The organism is Sphingomonas sp. URJC2 (genome assembly GCF_059803575.1).
The window spans coordinates 1-19629 of sequence record NZ_JAPFGX010000024.1 but is presented as its reverse complement, the minus strand read 5'-3'; the positions used below and the strand labels follow the sequence as shown (position 1 = coordinate 19629).

The following is a 19629-nucleotide window of genomic DNA, read 5'->3' as shown; positions in this document are numbered from 1 at the left end:
AAAGGCCTGAAGCGGTCTCGCTGCGGGCGGAGTGATGCGGCGGGGATCACCCCCGCCGCCGCATCAGCCCTTCCTGCGTGACGCTGGCGACCAGCCGGCCGTCGCGCGCGAAGATCTTGCCCCGGTTGAAGCCGCGCCCGCGCCCGCCCCAGGGGCTGTCCATCGCATAGAGCAGCCAGTCATCGACGCGGACATCGTCATGAAACCACAGCGCATGATCGAGGCTGGCCGTCTGCACGCCCGGCTGCACCCAGCTGAGCCCGTGCGGGCGCATGCCGGTGCCGAGCAGCATCATGTCCGACGCCCAGGCGAGCATCGCCCGGTGCATGTCCGGCCCGCCCGTGACCGGGGCCTGGGCGCGGAACCAGACATTCTGCACCGGCGGATGCGCATCGGCCTCCAGCGGGGTCCAGGGGCTGGCATGGCGGATATCGAACGGGCGCGGCCGGGTGAAGAAATCGCGCAGCCGCTCCGGCACCTGATCGGCGACCTGCAACCGCAGCTCCGCCTCCGGGGTCAGCGTCTCGGGCGGCGGCACATCGGGCATTTCGTCCTGATGCGACAGGCCTTCCTCGCGCTTCTGGAACGATGCCGCCATGTTCAGGATCGGCTCGCCCTTCTGAAAGGCGATGATCCGCCGCGTGGAAAAGCTGCCACCGTCATAGTCGCGGTTGACGCGCAGGATGATCGGCAGCTCCTCGTCGCCGGGGCGCATGAAATAGGCATGCAGCGAATGCGGCACCCGGTCGGGATCGACCGCCTGCACCCCGGCCATCAGCGCCTGGGCGATCACCTGACCGCCAAACACCCGGCCCCGCCCCTCGGGCTGGCGCCGGCCGCGATACAGGTCGCGGTCCAGCTCCTCGACGGTCAGCAATTCCTCCAGCTGGGCGATTAGGCCGCTGGGATCGGTCGCGCGTTTCTCGCTCATCAATAGCCGCCCATCCGCGCCAGCCGGTCCGCCGCCCAATTGGCATCGCCAAAGGCTTCGGCCAGCACCCGGGCACGCTTCATGAAAAAGCCGATGTCATATTCATCGGTCATGCCGATGCCGCCATGCATCTGCACGCCTTCCTGCACGGCAAGTGTGGTCGCAAGTCCGGTCATCGCCTTGGCGACCAGCGCCGCCCGCTCGGCCCCGGCATCGCCGGCATCGAGCAGCTGCTGCGCCTTGAGCACGGCGGCGCGCGCCACCTCCATCTCGCAGTAAAGATGCGCGGCGCGGTGCTGGAGCGCCTGAAAGCTGCCGATCGGCGCGCCGAATTGCTTGCGGTCCTTCAGATAGGCGGTGGTCATGTCCATCGCCCCGCCGCCGACGCCGAGCAGTTCCGCCGAGGCCGCCGCGCGCGTGGCCGACAGCAGCGCCGACAGCACGGCCCAGCCCTGGCCGACCTCGCCGATCACCTGATCGGCGGTCACCTCGACCCGGTCGAACGCCAGCGTCGCCGCAAGGCCGGCATCGGCCAGCCGCTCGGGCCGCGCCGACAGGCCCACTGCGCCCTTATCGAGTGCGAACAGCGTGATGCCGTCCTGCGTGCCCGGCTGGTCTTCGGTGCGCGCGGCGACGATGATCAGGTCGGCGACATGGCCATGGGTCACGAACCGCTTGGTCCCCGACAGCGCAAAGCCGTTGCCCGACCGTTCGGCAGCAAGCGCGATCTGTTCGGGCCGGTGCTTGGCCCCTTCATCGATGGCGAGTGCCGCCACCGCCTCGCCGCGCGCGATGCGCCCGAACCAGTGCGACCGCAGCCCCTGACCGCCATGGCGCAGCGCCGTCACCGCGCCGACCGCCGTCGACAGGAAGGGCGATGGCGTGAGGTTGCGGCCAATCTCCTCCAGCACCACGCCCGCTTCGACATGGCCGAGGCCCAGCCCGCCATCGGCCTCGGGAATGAGGATCGCGGCAAAGCCCATTTCGGCAAACTGTTTCCACAGATCGGGCGAAAAGCCGACCGGATCGGCGGCATCGCGCAGCGCCCGCAGATGCGCGACCGGCGCGGTATCGCCCACGAACTGCCGCGCGCTGTCGCGCAGCATCGTCTGTTCTTCGGTCAGGAAAAGCGGCATCGCGGTCAGGCTCCGGGCAGATTGAGAATGTGTTTGGCGACGATGTTAAGCTGGATCTCGCTCGTCCCGCCTTCGATCGAGTTGGCCTTGGTGCGCAGCCAGGCACGCGCCTTGGCCCCGCCATGGCTGGCCTCGCTCTCCCATTCGAGCGCGTCGGCCCCGCCCGCCGCCATCACCAGTTCATACCGGGCCTTGTTCAGCTCGGTCCCGTAATATTTCATCATCGAGGGCTGGGCCGGATGGGCGCGGCCATGCTTCAGCTCGTCGATGAAGCGTTCCGACATCGCGCGGAACGCCCGCTCGCGCACCTCGAACAGCGCGATCTGCGCGCGCAGCAGCGGATCGGCGAGCCGCCCGTCCGCCTCGACGCCCGCGGCGCGCTTCGCCTCTTCGGCCAGCGCCGCCGGCCCGCCCGAGCCAAGCCCGCCGCCGCCCAGCCCCATGCCCGAGATCATCTCGCGCTCATGGCCGAGCAGATATTTGGCGACGTCCCAGCCCTTGTTCACCTGATGGACGAGCTGGTCCTTGGGCACCTTCACATTGTCGAAAAACGTCTCGCAGAACGGCGAATAGCCGGAGATCAGCAGGATCGGCTTGGTCGACACGCCCGCGCTGTCCATGTCGAACAGCAGGAAGCTGATGCCGCCCTGCTTGGCCTCGCGGCTGGTGCGCACCAGGCAGAAGATCCAGTCCGCCTTGTCGGCATAGGAGGTCCACACCTTCTGGCCGTTGACGACGAAATGATCGCCCATATCCTCGGCCCAGGTCTGGAGCCCGGCCAGGTCGGAGCCGGCATTGGGTTCGGAATAGCCCTGACACCAGCGGATCTCGCCGCGCGCGATTTCGGGCAGGAAGCGCAGCTTCTGCGCCTCATTGCCATATTTGAGCAGCGCCGGGCCGAGCATCGAAATGCCGAAGCTTTGCAGCGGGCTGCGGCATTTGAGCCGCGCCATTTCCTCGCGCAGGATCTTGGTCTGTTCGGGGCTGAGCCCGCCACCCCCATAAGCGACCGGCCAGTCCGGCACCGTCCAGCCGCGCGCCGCCATGCGGTCGAGCCACAGCCGCTGGTCGGGCGTCAGCTTCGCCTTGCGCCCGCCCCAGACGACATCGTCTTCGGATGCGATCGGCTGGCGCATCGCCGGCGGGCAGTTGTCCTCCAGCCAGGCGCGCGTTTCGGCGCGGAACGTGTCGAGATCGGTCATGCGGATGCTCCGGATCGGGTGAGGGCGGAATAGATGAGGGATTTGAGCTCGCGGCGCACCGGCCAGCTGCTCGACGGGCTGAGCTGGGTCATGAAGATGTAGATCAGCCGTTCGACGGGATCGACATGGAATGCGGTCGAGAACATGCCGCCCCAGTAGAACTCGCCCACCGAACCGGGCACCAGCGTCGGCGCGGTGTTGATCGTGACGGCAAAGCCAAGGCCGAAGCCGACACCGGCATTGGTCGCTTCCGAAAACAGCGCCCGCGACATGCCGGCCAGATCGCCGCCGCCCGGCAGATGGTTCATCGTCATCAGGGCGACGGTCTTGGGCGACAGGATGCGCACCCCGTCAAGCGCGCCGCCATCCAGCAGCATCCGGCAGAAACGGTGATAATCGGCCGCGGTCGACACCAGCCCGCCGCCGCCCGAAAACTGGCGCGGCGCGCGCGCCCAGGCGCTGGCCTCGGCCCGGTCGTGCAGGGTGACGCCGGTTTCGGGGTGCAAAGTGTAGGAATCGGCCAGCCGGTCGATGCGGTCGGCCGGCACCTGGAAAAACGTGTCGTCCATGCCGAGCGGGCCGAAAATCCGCTCGGCGAAAAACGCATCGAGCCGCTGGCCCGACAGCCGTTCGATCACCAGCCCCAGAATGTCGGTCGCAACCGAATAGCACCATGCCTCGCCGGGCGAGAATTCGAGCGGGATGCCCGCGAGCGTCGCCACCACCCCGTCCAGGTCATGCGGCCCCCACCAGCCCTCGATCCGGGTCTGGCGATAGGCGGCGTCGATATTGCTGCGGTTCTGGAAGCTGTAGGTCAGCCCGGCGGTGTGGCGCAGCAGGTCGATCATCCGCATCGGCGTCGCGGGCGGCCGGGTGACGAACGGCACGCCTGCGCCGCCGCCCTGATAGACGCCGAGATCGCGCCATTCGGGGATCACCTTGTGCACCGGATCGTCGAGCATCACCCGGCCTTCCTCGACCAGCGTCATGAACGCGACCGAGGTCACCGGCTTGGTCATCGAGGCGATGCGGAAGAGCGTGTCGGGCTGCATCGGCCGGCCATCGTCGCGCATCGTGCCGGCGGAGGCGAAATGGACGGGCACGCCGTCGCGGCTGATCAGCAGCTGCGTCCCCTTGAACCGGCCGGTCGCCAGATAGCGTTCGGCAAGGAACGCATCGATCCGCTTCAGCCGGTCGGGATCGAATCCGTGGGCGCGCGCATCCGCGACCTGCATTGCATACCCTCCGATTTTTTTGCCGGGCTTATCGCCTTGAGCCGGGTCCAAATCAACAATATCCCGCGGAAAAGCGAGGGTTTCGAAGCCCCGACGACAAAGGAGAGAGTGGGTGAACGAGGCGAACGCTACGGCATGGCCGGTGATGTCGCTGGATCAGGTGCAGGCGCTGCTGTGCGCCCCCGGCCAGCGGTTCGAGATCGAGGAACAGGTGATTCGCGGCGTCCCCACGCGGGTGTGGAAGCATGCGCCCGAGAATCTGCGCCTGCTCGTCCAGTTCGCGCGCGGCCATGGCGCGCGGCTGGCGACGATCCATGAGGATGAACGCATCAGCTTCGAGGCGCAGCACCGGGCGATCGCGGCGCTGGCGGCGGCGCTCGCCGCGCGCGGCGTGGGCAAGGGCGACCGGGTGGCGATCTGCATGCGCAACCTGCCCGAATGGGTGGTGGCGTTTTTCGCGGTCGTCAGCCTGGGTGCGATCGCGGTGCCGCTCAACGCCTGGTGGACGGGCGCGGAGCTGAGCTATGGTCTTGCCGATTCCGGGTCCCGAATGCTGATCGCCGATAGCGAACGCTGGCAGCGCATCGCCCCGCACCGCGCCGAGCTGCCCGAGCTGGCAGCAGTGCTCGTCGCGCGCGCCGATGCCGCGCCGGCCGGGGCCGAGCGGCTGGAGGATGTGATCGGCGCGCCCGGTGACTGGGGCGCGCTGCCCGAAACGCCGCTACCCGACACGCCGGTTGCCGCCGATGATGATGCGACGATCTTCTACACCAGCGGCACCACCGGCCAGCCCAAGGGCGCGCTTGGCACCCACCGCAATCTCGTCACCAACATTTTCTCCAGCGCCTATGCCGGCGCGCGCAGTTTCCTGCGCCGGGGCGAGGCACCGCCCGAACCCGCCCCCAAGGTCGGGCTGCTGGTCATCCCGCTGTTCCACGTCACCGCCTGTTCGGCGTCGATGATGGGGGCGATGGCGGCGGGCAACACCACCATCTTCATGCGCCGCTGGGATGCGCTCGAGGCGATGCGGATCATCGAGCGCGAGCGGGTGAACATCACCGGCGGCGTGCCGACCATCGCCTGGCAGCTGATCGAGCATCCGGAACGCGGGCGGTTCGACCTGTCGAGCCTGGAGGCAATCTCCTATGGCGGCGCGCCTTCCGCGCCCGAGCTGGTGCGGCGCATCTTCGAGGAATTCGGCGCGCTGCCCGGCAATGGCTGGGGGATGACCGAGACGATGGCGACCGTGACCAGCCATGTCGCCGAGGATTATCTGCACCGCCCCGACAGCGCCGGGCCACCGGTGCCGGTCGCCGAGTTGCAGATCCGGGGCGCGGACGGCGTGACCGTGCTGCCGCCGGGCGAAATCGGCGAATTGTGGGCAAAGGGGCCGCAGATCGTCAAAGCCTATTGGCGCAAGCCCGAGGCGTCGGCGGAAACGTTCGTCGACGGCTGGGTGCGCACCGGCGACCTGGCACGGCTGGACGAGGAAGGGTTTCTGTTCATCGTCGACCGCGCCAAGGACATCATCATCCGGGGCGGCGAGAACATCTATTCGATCGAGGTCGAAAACGCGCTTTACGAACATCCCGCAGTGACCGACGCGGCGCTGATCGGCATCCCGCACCGCACGCTGGGCGAGGAACCGGCCGCGGTCGTGCACCTCGCCCCCGGCACCAGCGCCGACGAGGCCGAGCTGCAGGACTGGGTGCGCGCCCGGCTGGCCCCGTTCAAGGTGCCGGTCAGGATCATGTTCTCCGCCGAGACGCTGCCGCGCAACGCCAATGGCAAGATCCTGAAGCGGGAGCTGAAGGCGCTGTTCGCCTGAGCCGCCGGGGTGCGGGAGTGGATCAACCCGGCCTGAAGCTGCCCTTGCCCGGCCGGTCGAGCGCGCGGCTGCCCCAGATCAGCCAGCGGCCGACCGACAGGCGGTAGCAGTCGCTGTCGCCGATCGCGCCGCCCGCTTCGCCGCGCTGATGCCGCACGGCCCCTTGTCCACGCCCGAACATCGCCATCCCCCGTCGTCGAACCCCGGCATCCCCCTGCCCGCGGGTGATGACGCGGTGATGACCGATGCGCGGCCCGACGTCAGCGCGGCAGCAGGAACGGCGCGAAACGGGTGAGGAAGGCAAGGCGCTTTGCCGTCCGGCCAACAACGACATGCCGGCGCTTGCCCGTCGCCGCCGCCCACACCGCCTCGGCCACCCGCTCGACCGGGGTGAACTCCAGCCCCATCGCCTGCACGGTTTCGCGGCCGCTGCGGTTCGATCCGGGGGCAACAGCGTCGAGCAGCGGCGTGTCGATGAAGCTTGGCATCACCGTGCGCACCCGGATGCCGTGCGCCGCGCCCCATTCGGCATCGAGCGCATCGGTAAAGCCGCGCACGGCGAATTTGGTCGCCGCATAGATCGACATGCGCGGTGCCGCGAACAGCCCGGCCGCCGAACAGGTGTTGATAAGGCACGCGCCCGGCGTCGCCGCCAGATGCGGTAACCCGGCCTCCGCGCCATAGATGACGCCGCGCAGATTGACGTCGACGACCAGATCGCGGTCGGCCGCGCTCATCTGTTCGAACGGCCCGCCATGGCCGACCCCGGCATTGTTGAACAGCAGGTCGAGCCGCCCGCCGCTCAGCACGACGAACGCGGCCAGCGCCGCGCGCCACTGGTCGCGGTCGCGCACATCGAGGACATGGGCGCTCATCGCCGCGCCGCCGGTCAGCGCGATCGTTTCGGCCATGCCCGCGGCATTGATGTCGCCCAGCCCGACGCGCCAGCCGCGCGCGGCGAACAGCGCCGCCGTCGCCCGGCCAATGCCCGAGCCGCCGCCCGTGATGAAGATCGCCCGCTGCATCCCGCACCTCCCTGCCGGCCGCCATTGGCGGCGGTCCGGGCTGGGGGCCGGGCTAGCGGGGCCGGGGGGCGGCAGGCAAGCCCCGACGGCTGCCCCCCCGACCAGACCGCCCCCGATCAGCCTGCCCGGCGGTCAGGCGGGGATGGCAGCGCCGGCCTCGGCCAGTTCGCCATCGGGCCGGCGGCGCACCGCCTTGCCGGTGTGCGGATCGACGACGACCAGATTGACCCAGCCCTTGCCGAACAGCTTTTGCAGGATCGGATGGGCGGCGATGATCCGCTCCACCCGGTCGACCGGGGCATGGACGACGGTCAGCAGCCGCTGCGGCACATGATAGGGCACGCCGTCATCGCCGAACAGCGACTGGCGCGGCAGGCCGACGCGCAGATCGCCGCCATTGCCCTGCACGACCCCGATGCCGCCCATGACATTGTGGACGGTCTTGTCGCCCGCCCCCCAGCGTTCATTGTCGAGCGTGGAGAACAGATACTGGCAGTTGATCCACTGGGCGACGACCATCGGCGCGGTCATGATCAGCGTCAGCGCGGAATCATCGTCATCGCTGCGCCAGTCATAGCTGTGCAGAAAGGCGCGGCCGCCCAGATCGATCTCGCGCGTCAGCGCGCGCGGGCCGATGATGAAGGCGGCGTTGCGCGCCAGCCCCCATTCGGGGCGCACCTCGCCCCAATGGGCGGCGGCGGCGAACAGGCCGTCGCCATGCGTGCCGAGCGCGGGGGCGCGGACGGCGCGGTTGGCCGTCCCCGCCCGCTTGAGCGCGGCGGCAAAGGCCATCGCCTCGTCGCGGTGGCTTGCGGGCAGCGCGTCGAGGTCGAACAGCGCGACCTCGTCGGTCGTCGTATTATGTTCGCCGGCCAGAAACAGCGTGTCCTCGGGGATCGCCTCGCCATCGGCGGCCAGCGCGGCGCGCACATCGGGATCGTTGAGCACCGCCGCCATCGCCCGCGCGTTGATGCCGCCGGCATGGCCGCCACAGGCACCGCAGTCGAGCGCGGCCTTATAGGGGTTGTTGACCGCCTCACCGCCATGGCCGGCGAGCAGCACCAGCCGCGCGGTCCGCCTAGGCATGCCGGTATAGGCGAAAAAGCCCCGTGCCGCGCCGATCCGCGCGTCGAGCGGCAGGCCGGTGCCCTTGGGATCGGTGGCGAGCACCGGGGCGAGCGCGCCGCCATCCTGGCGGCCAAGCCGCCGGGCGAGACCCGGGGCCAGCGTGCGGGCAACCGCGATCAGCGCGGCAAACGGCCCCATCGCCTCGGCGGTCGAAAAGCTGGTCGCCGCCCCCGATTTCAGGCTGGCGATCAGCTCACGGGTCGCACCTGCACGCCGCTCGGCCCCCAGCGCCGCCGTGCCGGCGGTTCCGGAGGGCGCAAGGTTCAGGTCATAAGCGGGCTGGAGGAGCACCGGCAGCAGCTTGCGGCGATGGCCGCAGGGCGGGCGGGCGGCAATCGGCAGGCCGAAAAACCCGGCATAGCCATAGGTTTCATAATCGCCCTCGGCCTCCACCGCGCGGCGGAACGGTTCCGAGCGCACATCGATGCAGAACACCAGCTGCGCGGCCGGGCGCGTGGCGACGCTCGGCAGCGCGGCCGCGGCACGCTCGATCGCCGGGACCAGCCGGGCGCGATAGCCCTGCTCGGCCGCTTCCAGCCAGATCAGCCCGAGCGCCGCCTCGTCCATCGCGGCGATGTCGTAAATCTGGCGCGCGCCGGGCAGCGGCAGGCCGGTCACCTGTTCGGGCGTGAGGCCGAAATGCGCGGCGAGGGCGGCGATGATGCCCGGGATCGGATCGGCGGCCGGGGCGCGGCTTTCCTCCGGCCATTCGCGCAGCGCGCAGGCGCGCTCGACCAGCAGCCACAGCGCCAGGTAATCGGCCATGCCGGCGGGCGCGCCGCGCGCCACATCGGGATCGGCCTGTTCGGTGCGCCAGCGGATATGCCCGGCCCAGCCCGGCAGCCGCGCAATCAGCGTGCGCAGCAGCGCCAGCCGGTTATCGCCTTCAAGGCCGAGTGCGATCAGGCTCTGGTCGATCGCGGCGAGCGGATCGGCAAGCGCCGAATCGATGATCGCCTGCGATTCCGACCCGCCGAAGCGGATGAAATCCGGATCCTTGGCCACCAGCCGCAGCACCGCCGGATACAGGCCCATTTCCCGGTGCGGCATCGGCAGCGCGGCGACCGACTGGTCGAAGAACGCGCCGCACCATTTGGCGATGAAGGCCCGGGCATAGCCCAGCATCTCGATCCCGATCCGTTCGGTCGGGGCGATGATGTGCGTCCGCTCCGCCGGGCGGGCAAAGGCGTCGAAACGGGCGGCGACGGCGGCGCTGAGCGCGGCATCCGGCACCCGCGCCCCGACCCCGCGCAGCCGCGCCATCAGCAGATCGAACCGGCTGACATCGACGCCGACCAGCTCAAACGCCCGGTCGAGACCGCCGAGCGCGGCAATCGCCGCGTCGCGCAGCGCGCCATCATCGACCATGCCGCGCGCGAGCAGCGCCCGCCACTGATCGGCGGCCAGCGTCGGCCGCGCGCCGAACAGCGCCGCCCCCTGTTCGACCGCGCGGGCAAAGGGCAGATCTTCAAAACCGGCAAGCGGATTGACGGCGATCGCGCTTTCGAGCGGCCAGACCGGCGGCACGGCGGCGGCGGCCTCTGCGACCAGCCGGGCAATGCCGGCATGGGCGGTGTCGACGCGATCGAGAATGATGTTCGTGGCCATTGTCTGTCGTCCCTCAGCGGATCAACGCCGGTCCGCCGGTGTTGAGCATGCGGATGTACAAGGTGGCGGGCAGCGGCAGGCGCGCGGCCTGCCACGCCCAGGCGGCAATGAAGGGCAGCATGACGGCCAGCTGCACCCACAGCGACGGCAGCGCGCGCCCGGCCGGCAGCCCCGGCAGCGCCTCGACCAGATGGACGCCGCCCAGATAGGCGGCGACCAGCCCGGCCGACACCAAAGCGAGCATCGCCTGCGCACCGGCCCGGCCGGGGGCACGCAGCAGCCCGGCAAAGCTCGCGAGCGCGGTCAGCAGCGCGAACAGCAGCGGCAGCGGCAGCGCCGGAACCAGCCCGCGGCCGATGACCACCGCTGCCAGCGCGGCGGCGGCAAGGGTGACGACCGCGGTGTCGGCGACGCCCAGCGGTGCCAGCTGCGTCGGGCGGGCACGGCCGATGGTCGACCCCGCGCCCAGGAACAGCCAGGCCTTGAACAGGCCGTGCGCGATCAGGTGCCAGAGCGCGGCGGCATAGGCGCCCAGCCCGCAGGTCATGATCATGAAGCTCATCTGCGCGACCGTCGAGCCGCCCAGCGCCCGCTTGACGTCGGGGCGCACGATCATCACCCCGGTGCCGAACAGCGCGCCCAGCGCCCCGATCGCCACCGCCGCCGCCTGCACGACCGGCGCGGCATCGAGGAGCGGGGCGAACCGGATCAGCAGAAACCCGCCGGCATTGACCAGCCCGGCATGCATCAGCGCCGACACCGGCGTCGGCGCGGTCATCGAACCCATCAGCCATTTGTGGAACGGCGGCACCGAGGACCGCGCCATCGCCGCGACCAGCAGCAGCGCGGCGAGCGCCGTCTGCACGCCCGCCGGCAGCGCAGGAACCGCTGCCAGCGCAGTGTCGAGCGACAGGCTGCCCGCGAAGATGCCGAGAATCACGAGCGCAACGACCAGCGCGGTATCGCCCCAGGCAAAGGCGATCAGCGCCCGGCGGCGCGCCGCCCCAGCCTCAACCCAGCCGGGGACATGGCCGATCAGCGCGGCGAGCAGCCAGCCGCTCGCCAGCCACGCCAGCCCAAGGCTGACAAGATCGCGGGCCGACACGAACACCAGCACCGAAGCGATCAGCAGCCCGATGCGGAACACGTAAAGATGGAGGCGCGGATCGGCCTTCATGTGCCGGCGCGAAAAGCCGATCACGATCGCACCGACGAACAGGGTGAGCACGGTGATCGCCAGCGACAGCCAGTCGAGCGCGACCATGCCGATGCACGCCGCCAGCGCGAGTCCGCTCGCCGCCGCCAGACCGGCCCAGAGCGACCAGCCCATCACCGCAAGCGATGCACGCCCGGCCGCAGGGCGCAGCAATGCGCCCAGCCCGGCCAGTAGCGGCAGAAGCGAAATGGGAAGCAGCCAATTCATTTCTATCTCCAATCTCGCGCCGGCCTTAGCGCTGATGGACGTCATTTTGGAAACGAATAGATATCATCCGATGCATTGACATGGAGAATGTTTATCGGATAAACGGGTTCCATGAGCATTCGCAATCTCGATCTGGACCTGCTCCGGACCTTCGTCACCATCGCCGACACTGGCGGCTTCACCCGCGCCGGCGACCAGCTCGGCCGCACCCAGTCGGCGATCAGCCTGCAGGTAAAACGGCTGGAGGAAATGCTCGGCCGGGCGGTTCTCGAGCGCTCGTCGCGCACGCTCAGGATGACCGTCGACGGCGAAAAGCTGCTCAGCCATGCGCGCCAGTTGCTGCGCCTCAACGACGAGGCACTGGCCGATCTGCTCGAACCCGATGTGGCGGGGCTGGTGCGGCTGGGCGTGCCGGAGGATTTCGCGACCGTGCACCTGCCGGTGGTGCTGGCCGCGTTCACCGAGGCGCATCCGCTGGTCGAGCTGGAAGTGACCTGCGACCTCACGCTCAACCTGCTTGAGCGCTTCCGGGCCGGCGATTTCGATCTGGTGCTGGTCAAGCGCGAGCCGGCGACACCGCTGCGTGGGGTGCGCGTGTGGCGCGAGCCGCTGGTTTGGGTGGGCCGCGAACGCACCTCCCTGGCCGATGATCAGGCGGTGCCGCTGATCGTGTCGCCCCAGCCCTGCGTCTATCGCAAGCGCGCGATCGAGGCGCTGGAGGAAGCCGGGCGCCGCTGGCGCATCGCCTATACCTCGACCAGCCTCACCGGCGCGCAGGCGGCGGTCAAGGCCGGGCTGGGCGTCACCGTGCTGCCGCGCGAAATGGTGCCGACCCCGCTCCATGCGCTCGGCCGCGATTCGGGCCTGCCGCCGCTCGATGAAACCGAAATCGCGCTGATCGAGGCGGCGGTGCCGTCCCCGACCTCGCGGCTGTTCGCCGAACATGTGATCCACGCGCTGGAGCGCCAGTCCGGCGAAGGCTGACGGAGTCGCGGACGCGGTTTTTTGTTCGGGAAGAACGGCACCGGGGTTTGCCTGTTGCGCGCCTCACGGCGCGGGGGCGGCACCGGCCCGCACCCCCACCCGGCCTCCCAACGGCAGGATACACTGTGGGAGGCCGGGTGGGGGTGCGGGCCGGTGCCGCGACCAGACAAAGACGCCCCGTGAGGCGCGCTCCGGTCTTTCCGGGAGATTCCCCTCGCCCCGAAACCTCTCTATGCGCGTGGGCAAGGGAGGGCGGAGGCCTTGGGCGAAACGCATGATTTCGACGTCGTGATCCTGGGTTCGGGCGCTGCCGGGTTGACCGCCGCGCTCAACCTTGCCGACCGGTTCCGGGTGGTGGTGCTGGCCAAGGCCGGGCTGTCGGAAGGCTCGACCGCCTGGGCGCAGGGCGGGATCGCCGCCGTGCTCGACGAAGGCGACACGTTCGAAAAACATATCGAAGACACGATGATCGCGGGCGCGGGCCTTAACGACCGCGCGACCGTGGAGTTCGTGGTCGAAAACGCTCCCGCCGCGATCGCGCAGCTGGCCGCGCTCGGCGTGCCGTTCAACGAAGACGGCATGGGCTGGCACCTGACCCGCGAGGGCGGGCACAGCCATCGCCGCATCGTCCATGTCGACGATGCGACCGGCTGGGCGGTGCAGCAGGCGCTGGAGCGCGCCGCCCATGCCCATCCCAACATCACGCTGGTGCCCGACCGGGTGTGCATCGATCTCGTCACCAGCCGCCATGGCCAGCGTTATTCGGGCGACGGCCATGTCTGGGGCGTCTATGCGATCAACCGCCAGACCGGGCGGGTGGAGCTGTTCACCGGCCGGGCGACGATCCTTGCGACCGGCGGGGCGGGGCGCACCTATCTCTATTCGACCGCGCCGCGCGGCGCGACCGGCGACGGCATCGCGATGGCGTGGCGCGCGGGCTGCCGCATCTCCAACATGGAGTTCATGCAGTTCCACCCGACCTGCCTTTACAATCTGGAGGTCAAGAACTTCCTGATCACCGAGGCGGTGCGCGGCGAGGGCGGCATTCTGAAGCTGCCGACCGACGGCCACCGGTTCATGCCCGATTTCGATCCGCGCGCCGAACTGGCACCGCGCGACATCGTCGCCCGCGCGATCGACCATGAGATCAAGCGGCTGGGGCTTGATTATGTGCATCTGGACATCAGCCACCAGCCGCCGGAGTTCGTGACCAGCCATTTCCCGACCATCCATGCCAAGCTGCTGGGGCTGGGCATCGACATCACCCGCGCGCCGATCCCGGTGGTGCCGGCACAGCATTATACCTGTGGCGGGGTGATGGTGGACCGGGACGGGCGCACCGATCTGCCCGGCCTTTATGCGGCCGGTGAAGTCACCCAGTCGGGCCTGCACGGGGCCAACCGGCTGGCGTCGAACTCGCTGCTTGAATGTTTCGTGTTCGGCGCGGCGGCCGCCGGCCATATCGCTGCCAACTGGTCCGATCTGCCCCCGCCGCCGCCGATCCGCCTTTGGGACGAAAGCCGGGTGTCGGATTCGGACGAAGAGGTCGTCGTCCAGCACAACTGGCGCGAGATCCGCCGCTTCATGTGGGATTTTGTCGGCATCGTGCGCACGACCAAGCGGCTGGAACGCGCCCAGCACCGGATCGCGCTGCTGCGCCGCGAGGTCGCCGATTATTACGGCAATTTCCGCGTGACGCCGGATCTGGTCGAGCTGCGCAACCTGGTCGAGGTCAGCGACCTGATCGTGCGGTCGGCGCTGGCCCGCAAGGAAAGCCGGGGGCTGCATTACACGCTCGACTATCCCGAAACGCTGCCGGTGGCCGCCGACACGATCCTGGCCCCCTGAGGCGCGGCTTCAGCGGGCCAGAAACGCCCGCACCTCGGCAGCAAACCGCGCCGGCTGGTCGTGCATCACCATATGCCCGCTTGGCCCGAGGGGAATGAGGCGCGCGCGCGGGGCCGCCCGATAGCCGGCGCGGTAGCTGGCGCGAACCGACGCGGCCGCCACCGGATCGGCGGGCACAGCATGAACCACGGTCAGCGGCGCGGCGATGCGCGGCAGCAGCGGTGTGAGATCAAGCGCCGCCAGCTCGCCTGCCGCGCGCGCGACGACATCGGGATCGCTGCCGTTCAGCCCAGCCCGCCCGCCGCCGAGATCGGTGACCAGCCCGGCCAGCGCCTGCCGCCCGTCGGGGCTGGCCTGCATCAGCTGCACCAGCCCGCGCGCAACCGGCCCCAGCCCCGGATCGAGGCCGAGCGTGCGTGCCGGCGCGGGCAGGATATCGACCGCCATCACCCGCCCGACCCGCGCCGGATGCCGCGCGGCCAGCATCAGCGCGATCAGCCCGCCCATCGAATGGCCGATCACCGCCGGGGCGCGCAGCCCTGCCGCGGCCACATAGCCGGCGAGTTCGGCGACCAGCCCGTCGAGCATCGGCCCGCGCGCATTGCCCCCCGCAGCCAGCCCGGCAAAGCCCGCGACATGGACCAGATGGATGCGGTGCCCCGTCAGGGCGCGCACCAGCCCCGACCAGACCGACGGGCCATTGGTCAGGCCGGGGATGAGGATCAGATCGGGTCCGGTGCCGGTGATGCGGACCGTCAGCCGCCGCGCGGGCGCAGCCCCGCCGGCAGGTGCCGCGGCGAGCGCCGCCAAAGCGGCAAATCCGGCGTGAAGCAGCTGGCGGCGGTTCATCCCCGGCCGGGTGCGGCAGCCGCGCTGAACCCCGGCTGACCGGCCAGCCAGCGCCCGGCCCAGCGCCGCGCCGGCTGTTCGACCAGATGATAGGCGATTGCGGCAGCGGCGATCACGGCGGCAAGCATTGCCAGCGTCACCATGTCCGCCGCCCAGCCGGGCATGACCAGCATGTGTGCACCGCCCGCGTCGCTGGCGGTCCAGCGCCCGTCCCCCAACAGGTCGAGCAGATCATAGACCCGCCCCTGCACCAGCGGATGGACCATATAGATGCCGTAGGACCAGAGGCCGAGCCGGACGAACACCGGATGCGTCAGCGCCGCACTCACCCGCCCCTGCCCGCGTGCGAAAATCAGGATCAGCGGCACGAACACCAGCGGCGCGGCCAGCGTCAGCCGCCCCGCCCCGGCATGGCCGACAAAGGCAAGCGCGAGCAGCACCGCCACGATCTCCGCCCCGGTGCCGGCCAGCCGCCAGCGGTCGAACCCCAGCCGCGAAAGCGCGCCCAGCCCGAACCCGGCCATCCCCCGGAACAGCCCGAAATCATTGCTGCTGTTCAGCCAGTGCGGCGCATAGAGCGCGACGACCGCCAGCCCCGCCGCCGCCATCGCCGCGAACAGCCAGGGCGTCGCCCGGCCGCCGCGCGCGCAGATCAGCGCGAACAGCAGATAGCACCACCATTCCGCCGCGATGCTCCAGGATGGCAGGCTCCAGTGATTGGGGGCCGCACCCGCGCTGTGCAGCAGCGCCAGCGCCTCGACAAACTGGCCCGCGCTGCGCGGCGATGCGAAGGGCTGGCCCGCGGCCAGCATGGCGGCAAGATAGGCGAACAGCACGGCGGCATGGAGCGGATAGATGCGCGCCAGCCGCAGCCCGAGAAAGCGGCCGATGCTGTCGCCCCCCGCCAGCCGCGCGGCATGGCCATGGGCAAGCACGAAACCGCTGAGCACGAAGAACAGATCGACGAACAGCCAGCCATTGCGGACGATGGCGAGCGTGCCGAGCAGGCCGGGGCCGTGAAAATGAAACAGCACGACCAGCAGCGCGCTCAGCCCCCTCAGGCTGTCGAGCGCCGTGAACCTGATTCCGTCCGCATACCTTGTGCCCACGGCGCGGTTCTGGGGGATGATTCGTGGCAGGGCAATGGCTTGTCGGGGAAATGGAACCGGATTGGTTGCGCTTGGCGGCCCGCCCGCGCGTGCCCGCGCCCCCTTGTCGCGGGCGGGGCGGCGGGCCACAGCTGGGCGATGACCGCGATTCCTGCCGCCCCCGCCCTTCCCGTCTCCGGTGCCGTCGGCGATGCCGATCTGCGCCTTGCCCATCTGCTTGCCGATGCGGCGGGCACGGCGATCCGGCCGCTGTTCCGCACCGTCTTCACCGCCGAAAGCAAGGCCGATGCCTCGCCCGTCACCCAGGCCGACCGCGCCGCCGAACAGGCGATCCGCGCGCTGCTGGCCGAACACCGCCCCACAGACGGCGTGATCGGCGAGGAATATGGTGCCGACCGGCCCGAGGCCGAGCGGGTCTGGGTGATCGACCCGATTGACGGCACACGGGCGTTCATTTCCGGCCGCCCGATCTTCGGCACGCTGATCGCGCTCATCGAACAGGGCCGGCCGGTGCTGGGCGTGATCGACCAGCCGGTGACCGGCGAACGCTGGATCGGCGCGCGCGGCCATGCCACGCTGTTCAACGGCCAGCCGGCGCGCAGCCGCGCCTGCCCGACGCTCGACCGCGCGCTGTTCGCCACCACCGCGCCCTGGCTGTGCAGCGCGTTCGACCGGGTGCGCGCGGCGAGCGGCGACACGGTGCTGGGCGGGGACTGTTACAATTACGGGCTGGTCGCCTCCGGCCATGTCGATCTGGTGGTCGAAGACGGGCTGAAGCTGCATGATTTCGCCGCGCTGGTGCCGGTGATCGAAGGCGCGGGCGGCCGGGTGACCGACTGGGCCGGGCAACCGCTCGACGGGGCCAGCCGCGGCGATGTGCTGGCGGTCGGCGACCCGGCATTGCTCGACCAGCTGGTGCCGCTGCTCGAACCGGTGCGGCCGGGCTGACCGGAGGGCCGGGGATGCGCGCCTTTGCCGATCTGCTCGAACGGCTGGTCTATACGCGGTCGCGCACCGCCAAGCTGCGCATCCTTGGCGACTATCTGCGCTCCACGCCCGATCCGGACCGGGGCTGGGCGATGGCGGCGCTGACCGGCGATCTCGATCTGCCGGCGATCAAGCCGGCGATGATCCGCGCGCTGATCACCGAACGGGTCGATCCGGTGCTGTTCGCGCTCAGCCGCGATTATGTCGGCGACACGGCGGAAACCGTCGCCCTGCTCTGGCCACGCCCGCCGGCCGTGCCCGATCCGGTCGATCTGTCGCTGGGCGCCGTTGTCGACCGGCTGGGCAACGCCAGTCGGGCCGAGGCCCCGGCGCTGCTCGCCGGGCTGCTCGACCGGCTGGAGCCGGGCGAGCGGTTCGCGCTGCTGAAAATGGCGACCGGCGCACTCAGGATCGGCGTGACCGCCCGGCTCGCCAAGACCGCATTCGCCGAGGCGTTCGGCCTCGACCTCGACCGGGTGGAAGAGCTGTGGCACGGCCTGTCGCCGCCCTATGCGGCGCTGTTCGCCTGGGGCGAAGGGGCCGCCCCCGCGCCCGCCATCCGCGACATGCCGCTGTTCCGCCCGTTCATGCTCGCCCATCCGCTGGAGGACGGGCGCGTCGACATGGCCGATTATGCCGCCGAATGGAAATGGGACGGCATCCGCGTGCAGATCGTCCATGCCGGGGGCGAGACGAGGCTCTACAGCCGGGCGGGCGACGACATCACCCGCGCCTTTCCCGACATCGCCGCCGCCTTCGCCCTGCCCGGCGCGCTTGACGGCGAACTGATGATCCGTGGCGGGGACGGCACTGTGCAGGGGAGCGACGCGCAGGGCGGCGCGGCAGCCAGCTTCAATGCCCTGCAGCAGCGGCTCAACCGCAAGACGGTGAGCGCCAGGATGCTGAGCGACTATCCGGCCTTTGTGCGGCTTTACGACATCCTGTTCGACGGCGATGAGGATCTGCGCCCGCTGCCCTGGACGGCGCGGCGGGCACGGCTGGCGGCGCTGACGGCGCGGCTGCCGGCGACGCGCTTTGATCTGTCGGCGCTGATCGAGGCAGAGGATTTCACGACGCTGGAGGCGATCCGCGCCGGCGCGCGCGATGCCGCGATCGAGGGCGTGATGCTCAAGCGCCGCGACAGCGCCTATGTCGGCGGCCGCCGGGTCGGGCTGTGGTATAAATGGAAACGCGATCCGCTGACCGCCGACTGCGTGCTGATGTATGCGCAGCGCGGCAGCGGGCGGCGGTCATCCTTTTATTCGGACTATACGTTCGGCTGCTGGACCGAAGGTGGCGAGCTGGTGCCGGTGGGCAAGGCCTATTCGGGCATCACCGACGAGGAACTGCGCTGGCTCGACCGCTGGGTGCGCGGCCACACGACCGGGCGGTTCGGCCCGGTGCGCGAGGTGGAGAAAGCGCTGGTCCTCGAAATCGCATTCGATTCGATCCACCCCTCCACCCGGCACAAATCCGGTCTGGCGATGCGGTTTCCGCGCATCGCCCGCATCCGTCACGACAAGCCCGCCGCCGAGGCCGACCGGGTCGAGACACTTGGCCGCCTGATCGCGTAACGGCGATCAGGCGGCCAGACGCTTAGGGGATCGACCGCTCAGGATCGACCGCTCAGGGCAGGGCCGTAAAGTGATCGAGCATCGGCAGATGCATCCGCATCATCGCCTCGGCCAGGCCATGCCCGGCCCCGCCGGCATGGGTGGCGTCACCCCCCGCATCGGCAAGCCGCGCAACCGGCGATCCGGTCAATATGTCATCAAGCGCCGGAAGCACCGCGCCCGGGGTGACCACGACCGCCGCCGCCTTGCCGGTGGTCACGCTGGTGCCGGTATCGAGCGCAGATGAGGTGGCCGGGGCCGGGCTGGGCGTGGGGGTCGGCGTCGGCGCGAGATCGAGCAGATCGGCCTCCTTCACGAACGACAGACCTCGGATGCGCCCCAGATGCCGCTGGATCGAGTTGCCGAGCTTGCGACCCACGGCCAGCGCTTCCGAGGTGCTGGGCGACGGCGCCGGGGCGGGAGCCGGCGCGGGAGCGGGGGCCGGCGTCGGACTCGGCGTCGGGTCCGGAGCAGGCGCAGGGGCCGGTGCCGGGCTGGGCGTCGGCGCGGGGGTCGGGGCCGGCGTCGGATCCGGCGCAGGAGCCGGAGCGGGCGTCGGACTCGGTGTCGGGTCCGGAGCGGGCGCGGGCGAAGGTGCAGGGGCCGGCGTCGGGCTGGGCGTCGGCGCGGGGGTCGGGGCCGGCGTCGGATCCGGCGCAGGAGCCGGGGCGGGCGTCGGACTCGGTGTCGGGTCCGGAGCGGGCGCGGGCGAAGGTGCAGGGG

16 protein-coding genes are annotated in these 19629 nt (G+C 70.3%); 5 read left to right on the top strand and 11 right to left on the bottom strand.

Annotation, left to right across the window (positions count from 1 at the left end; genetic code table 11):
- Nucleotides 1-46: 46 nt before the first annotated feature.
- The 4 genes from OPU66_RS09995 to OPU66_RS09980 are packed head-to-tail and all read right to left on the bottom strand — an operon-like array spanning nt 47 to nt 4504.
- A complete protein-coding gene (locus OPU66_RS09995) occupies nt 47-931 on the bottom strand; it encodes an acyl-CoA thioesterase (RefSeq protein WP_498553480.1) in 885 nt (294 codons plus the stop codon).
- Nucleotides 931-2067 (bottom strand): acyl-CoA dehydrogenase family protein, encoded by a 1137-nt coding sequence (locus OPU66_RS09990; protein WP_498553479.1) that lies wholly within the window; start codon nt 2065-2067, stop codon nt 931-933. Before OPU66_RS09990 ends, OPU66_RS09995 begins: the two co-directional genes overlap by 1 nt.
- Nucleotides 2068-2072: 5 nt before the next feature.
- Complete coding sequence (locus tag OPU66_RS09985; RefSeq protein ID WP_498553478.1) at nt 2073-3269, bottom strand: acyl-CoA dehydrogenase family protein; 1197 nt, start codon at nt 3267-3269, stop codon at nt 2073-2075.
- Entirely contained in the window at nt 3266-4504 is a 1239-nt protein-coding gene (locus tag OPU66_RS09980; protein WP_498553477.1) for a serine hydrolase domain-containing protein, read from the bottom strand. The genes OPU66_RS09985 and OPU66_RS09980 overlap by 4 nt, the downstream gene beginning before the upstream one ends.
- A gap of 145 nt (nt 4505-4649) precedes the next feature.
- Between OPU66_RS09980 and OPU66_RS09975 the strand changes: the two genes are divergently transcribed.
- Entirely contained in the window at nt 4650-6332 is a 1683-nt protein-coding gene (locus OPU66_RS09975) for a class I adenylate-forming enzyme family protein (RefSeq protein WP_498553510.1), read from the top strand.
- Between the two features lie 22 nt (nt 6333-6354).
- Here OPU66_RS09975 and OPU66_RS09970 read toward each other — a convergent pair whose 3' ends face one another.
- From OPU66_RS09970 to OPU66_RS09955, 4 genes are all read right to left on the bottom strand, one after another.
- On the bottom strand, nt 6355-6489 hold the full coding sequence (locus tag OPU66_RS09970) for a hypothetical protein (RefSeq protein WP_498553476.1): 135 nt from the start codon (nt 6487-6489) through the stop codon (nt 6355-6357).
- Nucleotides 6490-6592: 103 nt separating this feature from the next.
- Nucleotides 6593-7357, bottom strand: coding sequence for an SDR family oxidoreductase (locus OPU66_RS09965; RefSeq protein WP_498553475.1), 765 nt, complete (start codon nt 7355-7357; stop codon nt 6593-6595).
- A 132-nt stretch (nt 7358-7489) separates the two neighbouring features.
- Nucleotides 7490-10093, bottom strand: coding sequence for a DUF2309 domain-containing protein (locus tag OPU66_RS09960; RefSeq protein WP_498553474.1), 2604 nt, complete (start codon nt 10091-10093; stop codon nt 7490-7492).
- A gap of 13 nt (nt 10094-10106) precedes the next feature.
- Nucleotides 10107-11516 carry a proton-conducting transporter transmembrane domain-containing protein gene (locus tag OPU66_RS09955; RefSeq protein WP_498553473.1) on the bottom strand — a complete coding sequence of 470 codons (1410 nt, stop codon included), beginning with the start codon at nt 11514-11516 and terminating at the stop codon, nt 10107-10109.
- Between the two features lie 111 nt (nt 11517-11627).
- Between OPU66_RS09955 and OPU66_RS09950 the strand changes: the two genes are divergently transcribed.
- Nucleotides 11628-12500: a LysR substrate-binding domain-containing protein gene (locus OPU66_RS09950; RefSeq protein WP_498553472.1), complete on the top strand. Its 873-nt coding sequence runs from the start codon at nt 11628-11630 to the stop codon at nt 12498-12500.
- Between the two features lie 261 nt (nt 12501-12761).
- Nucleotides 12762-14348, top strand: a complete 1587-nt coding sequence (gene nadB / locus OPU66_RS09945) for an L-aspartate oxidase (protein ID WP_498553471.1) — start codon at nt 12762-12764, stop codon at nt 14346-14348.
- 9 nt (nt 14349-14357) lie between these two features.
- Here nadB and OPU66_RS09940 read toward each other — a convergent pair whose 3' ends face one another.
- Both OPU66_RS09940 and OPU66_RS09935 read right to left on the bottom strand, forming a co-directional pair.
- Entirely contained in the window at nt 14358-15197 is an 840-nt protein-coding gene (locus tag OPU66_RS09940) for an alpha/beta fold hydrolase (RefSeq protein ID WP_498553470.1), read from the bottom strand.
- Entirely contained in the window at nt 15194-16306 is a 1113-nt protein-coding gene (locus OPU66_RS09935; protein WP_498553469.1) for an acyltransferase family protein, read from the bottom strand. The genes OPU66_RS09940 and OPU66_RS09935 overlap by 4 nt, the downstream gene beginning before the upstream one ends.
- 138 nt (nt 16307-16444) lie before the next feature.
- Here OPU66_RS09935 and hisN point away from each other — a divergent pair, with 138 nt between their 5' ends.
- A complete protein-coding gene (hisN, locus tag OPU66_RS09930; RefSeq protein ID WP_498553468.1) occupies nt 16445-17254 on the top strand; it encodes a histidinol-phosphatase in 810 nt (269 codons plus the stop codon).
- A gap of 14 nt (nt 17255-17268) precedes the next feature.
- Entirely contained in the window at nt 17269-18867 is a 1599-nt protein-coding gene (locus tag OPU66_RS09925; protein WP_498553467.1) for a cisplatin damage response ATP-dependent DNA ligase, read from the top strand.
- A 52-nt stretch (nt 18868-18919) separates the two neighbouring features.
- Here the strand turns inward: OPU66_RS09925 and OPU66_RS09920 are convergent, their stop codons facing one another.
- Complete coding sequence (locus tag OPU66_RS09920; RefSeq protein ID WP_498553466.1) at nt 18920-19285, bottom strand: hypothetical protein; 366 nt, start codon at nt 19283-19285, stop codon at nt 18920-18922.
- Nucleotides 19286-19629: the final 344 nt, after the last annotated feature.

Coding starts and splice junctions, on each gene's coding strand:
- OPU66_RS09995 (WP_498553480.1), bottom strand. CDS start 931: ATGAGCGAGAAACGCGCGACCGATCCCAGCGGCCTAATCGCCCAGCTG.
- OPU66_RS09990 (WP_498553479.1), bottom strand. CDS start 2,067: ATGCCGCTTTTCCTGACCGAAGAACAGACGATGCTGCGCGACAGCGCG.
- OPU66_RS09985 (WP_498553478.1), bottom strand. CDS start 3,269: ATGACCGATCTCGACACGTTCCGCGCCGAAACGCGCGCCTGGCTGGAG.
- OPU66_RS09980 (WP_498553477.1), bottom strand. CDS start 4,504: ATGCAGGTCGCGGATGCGCGCGCCCACGGATTCGATCCCGACCGGCTG.
- OPU66_RS09975 (WP_498553510.1), top strand. CDS start 4,650: ATGTCGCTGGATCAGGTGCAGGCGCTGCTGTGCGCCCCCGGCCAGCGG.
- OPU66_RS09965 (WP_498553475.1), bottom strand. CDS start 7,357: ATGCAGCGGGCGATCTTCATCACGGGCGGCGGCTCGGGCATTGGCCGG.
- OPU66_RS09960 (WP_498553474.1), bottom strand. CDS start 10,093: ATGGCCACGAACATCATTCTCGATCGCGTCGACACCGCCCATGCCGGC.
- OPU66_RS09955 (WP_498553473.1), bottom strand. CDS start 11,516: ATGAATTGGCTGCTTCCCATTTCGCTTCTGCCGCTACTGGCCGGGCTG.
- OPU66_RS09950 (WP_498553472.1), top strand. CDS start 11,628: ATGAGCATTCGCAATCTCGATCTGGACCTGCTCCGGACCTTCGTCACC.
- OPU66_RS09940 (WP_498553470.1), bottom strand. CDS start 15,197: ATGAACCGCCGCCAGCTGCTTCACGCCGGATTTGCCGCTTTGGCGGCG.
- hisN (WP_498553468.1), top strand. CDS start 16,445: ATGACCGCGATTCCTGCCGCCCCCGCCCTTCCCGTCTCCGGTGCCGTC.
- OPU66_RS09925 (WP_498553467.1), top strand. CDS start 17,269: ATGCGCGCCTTTGCCGATCTGCTCGAACGGCTGGTCTATACGCGGTCG.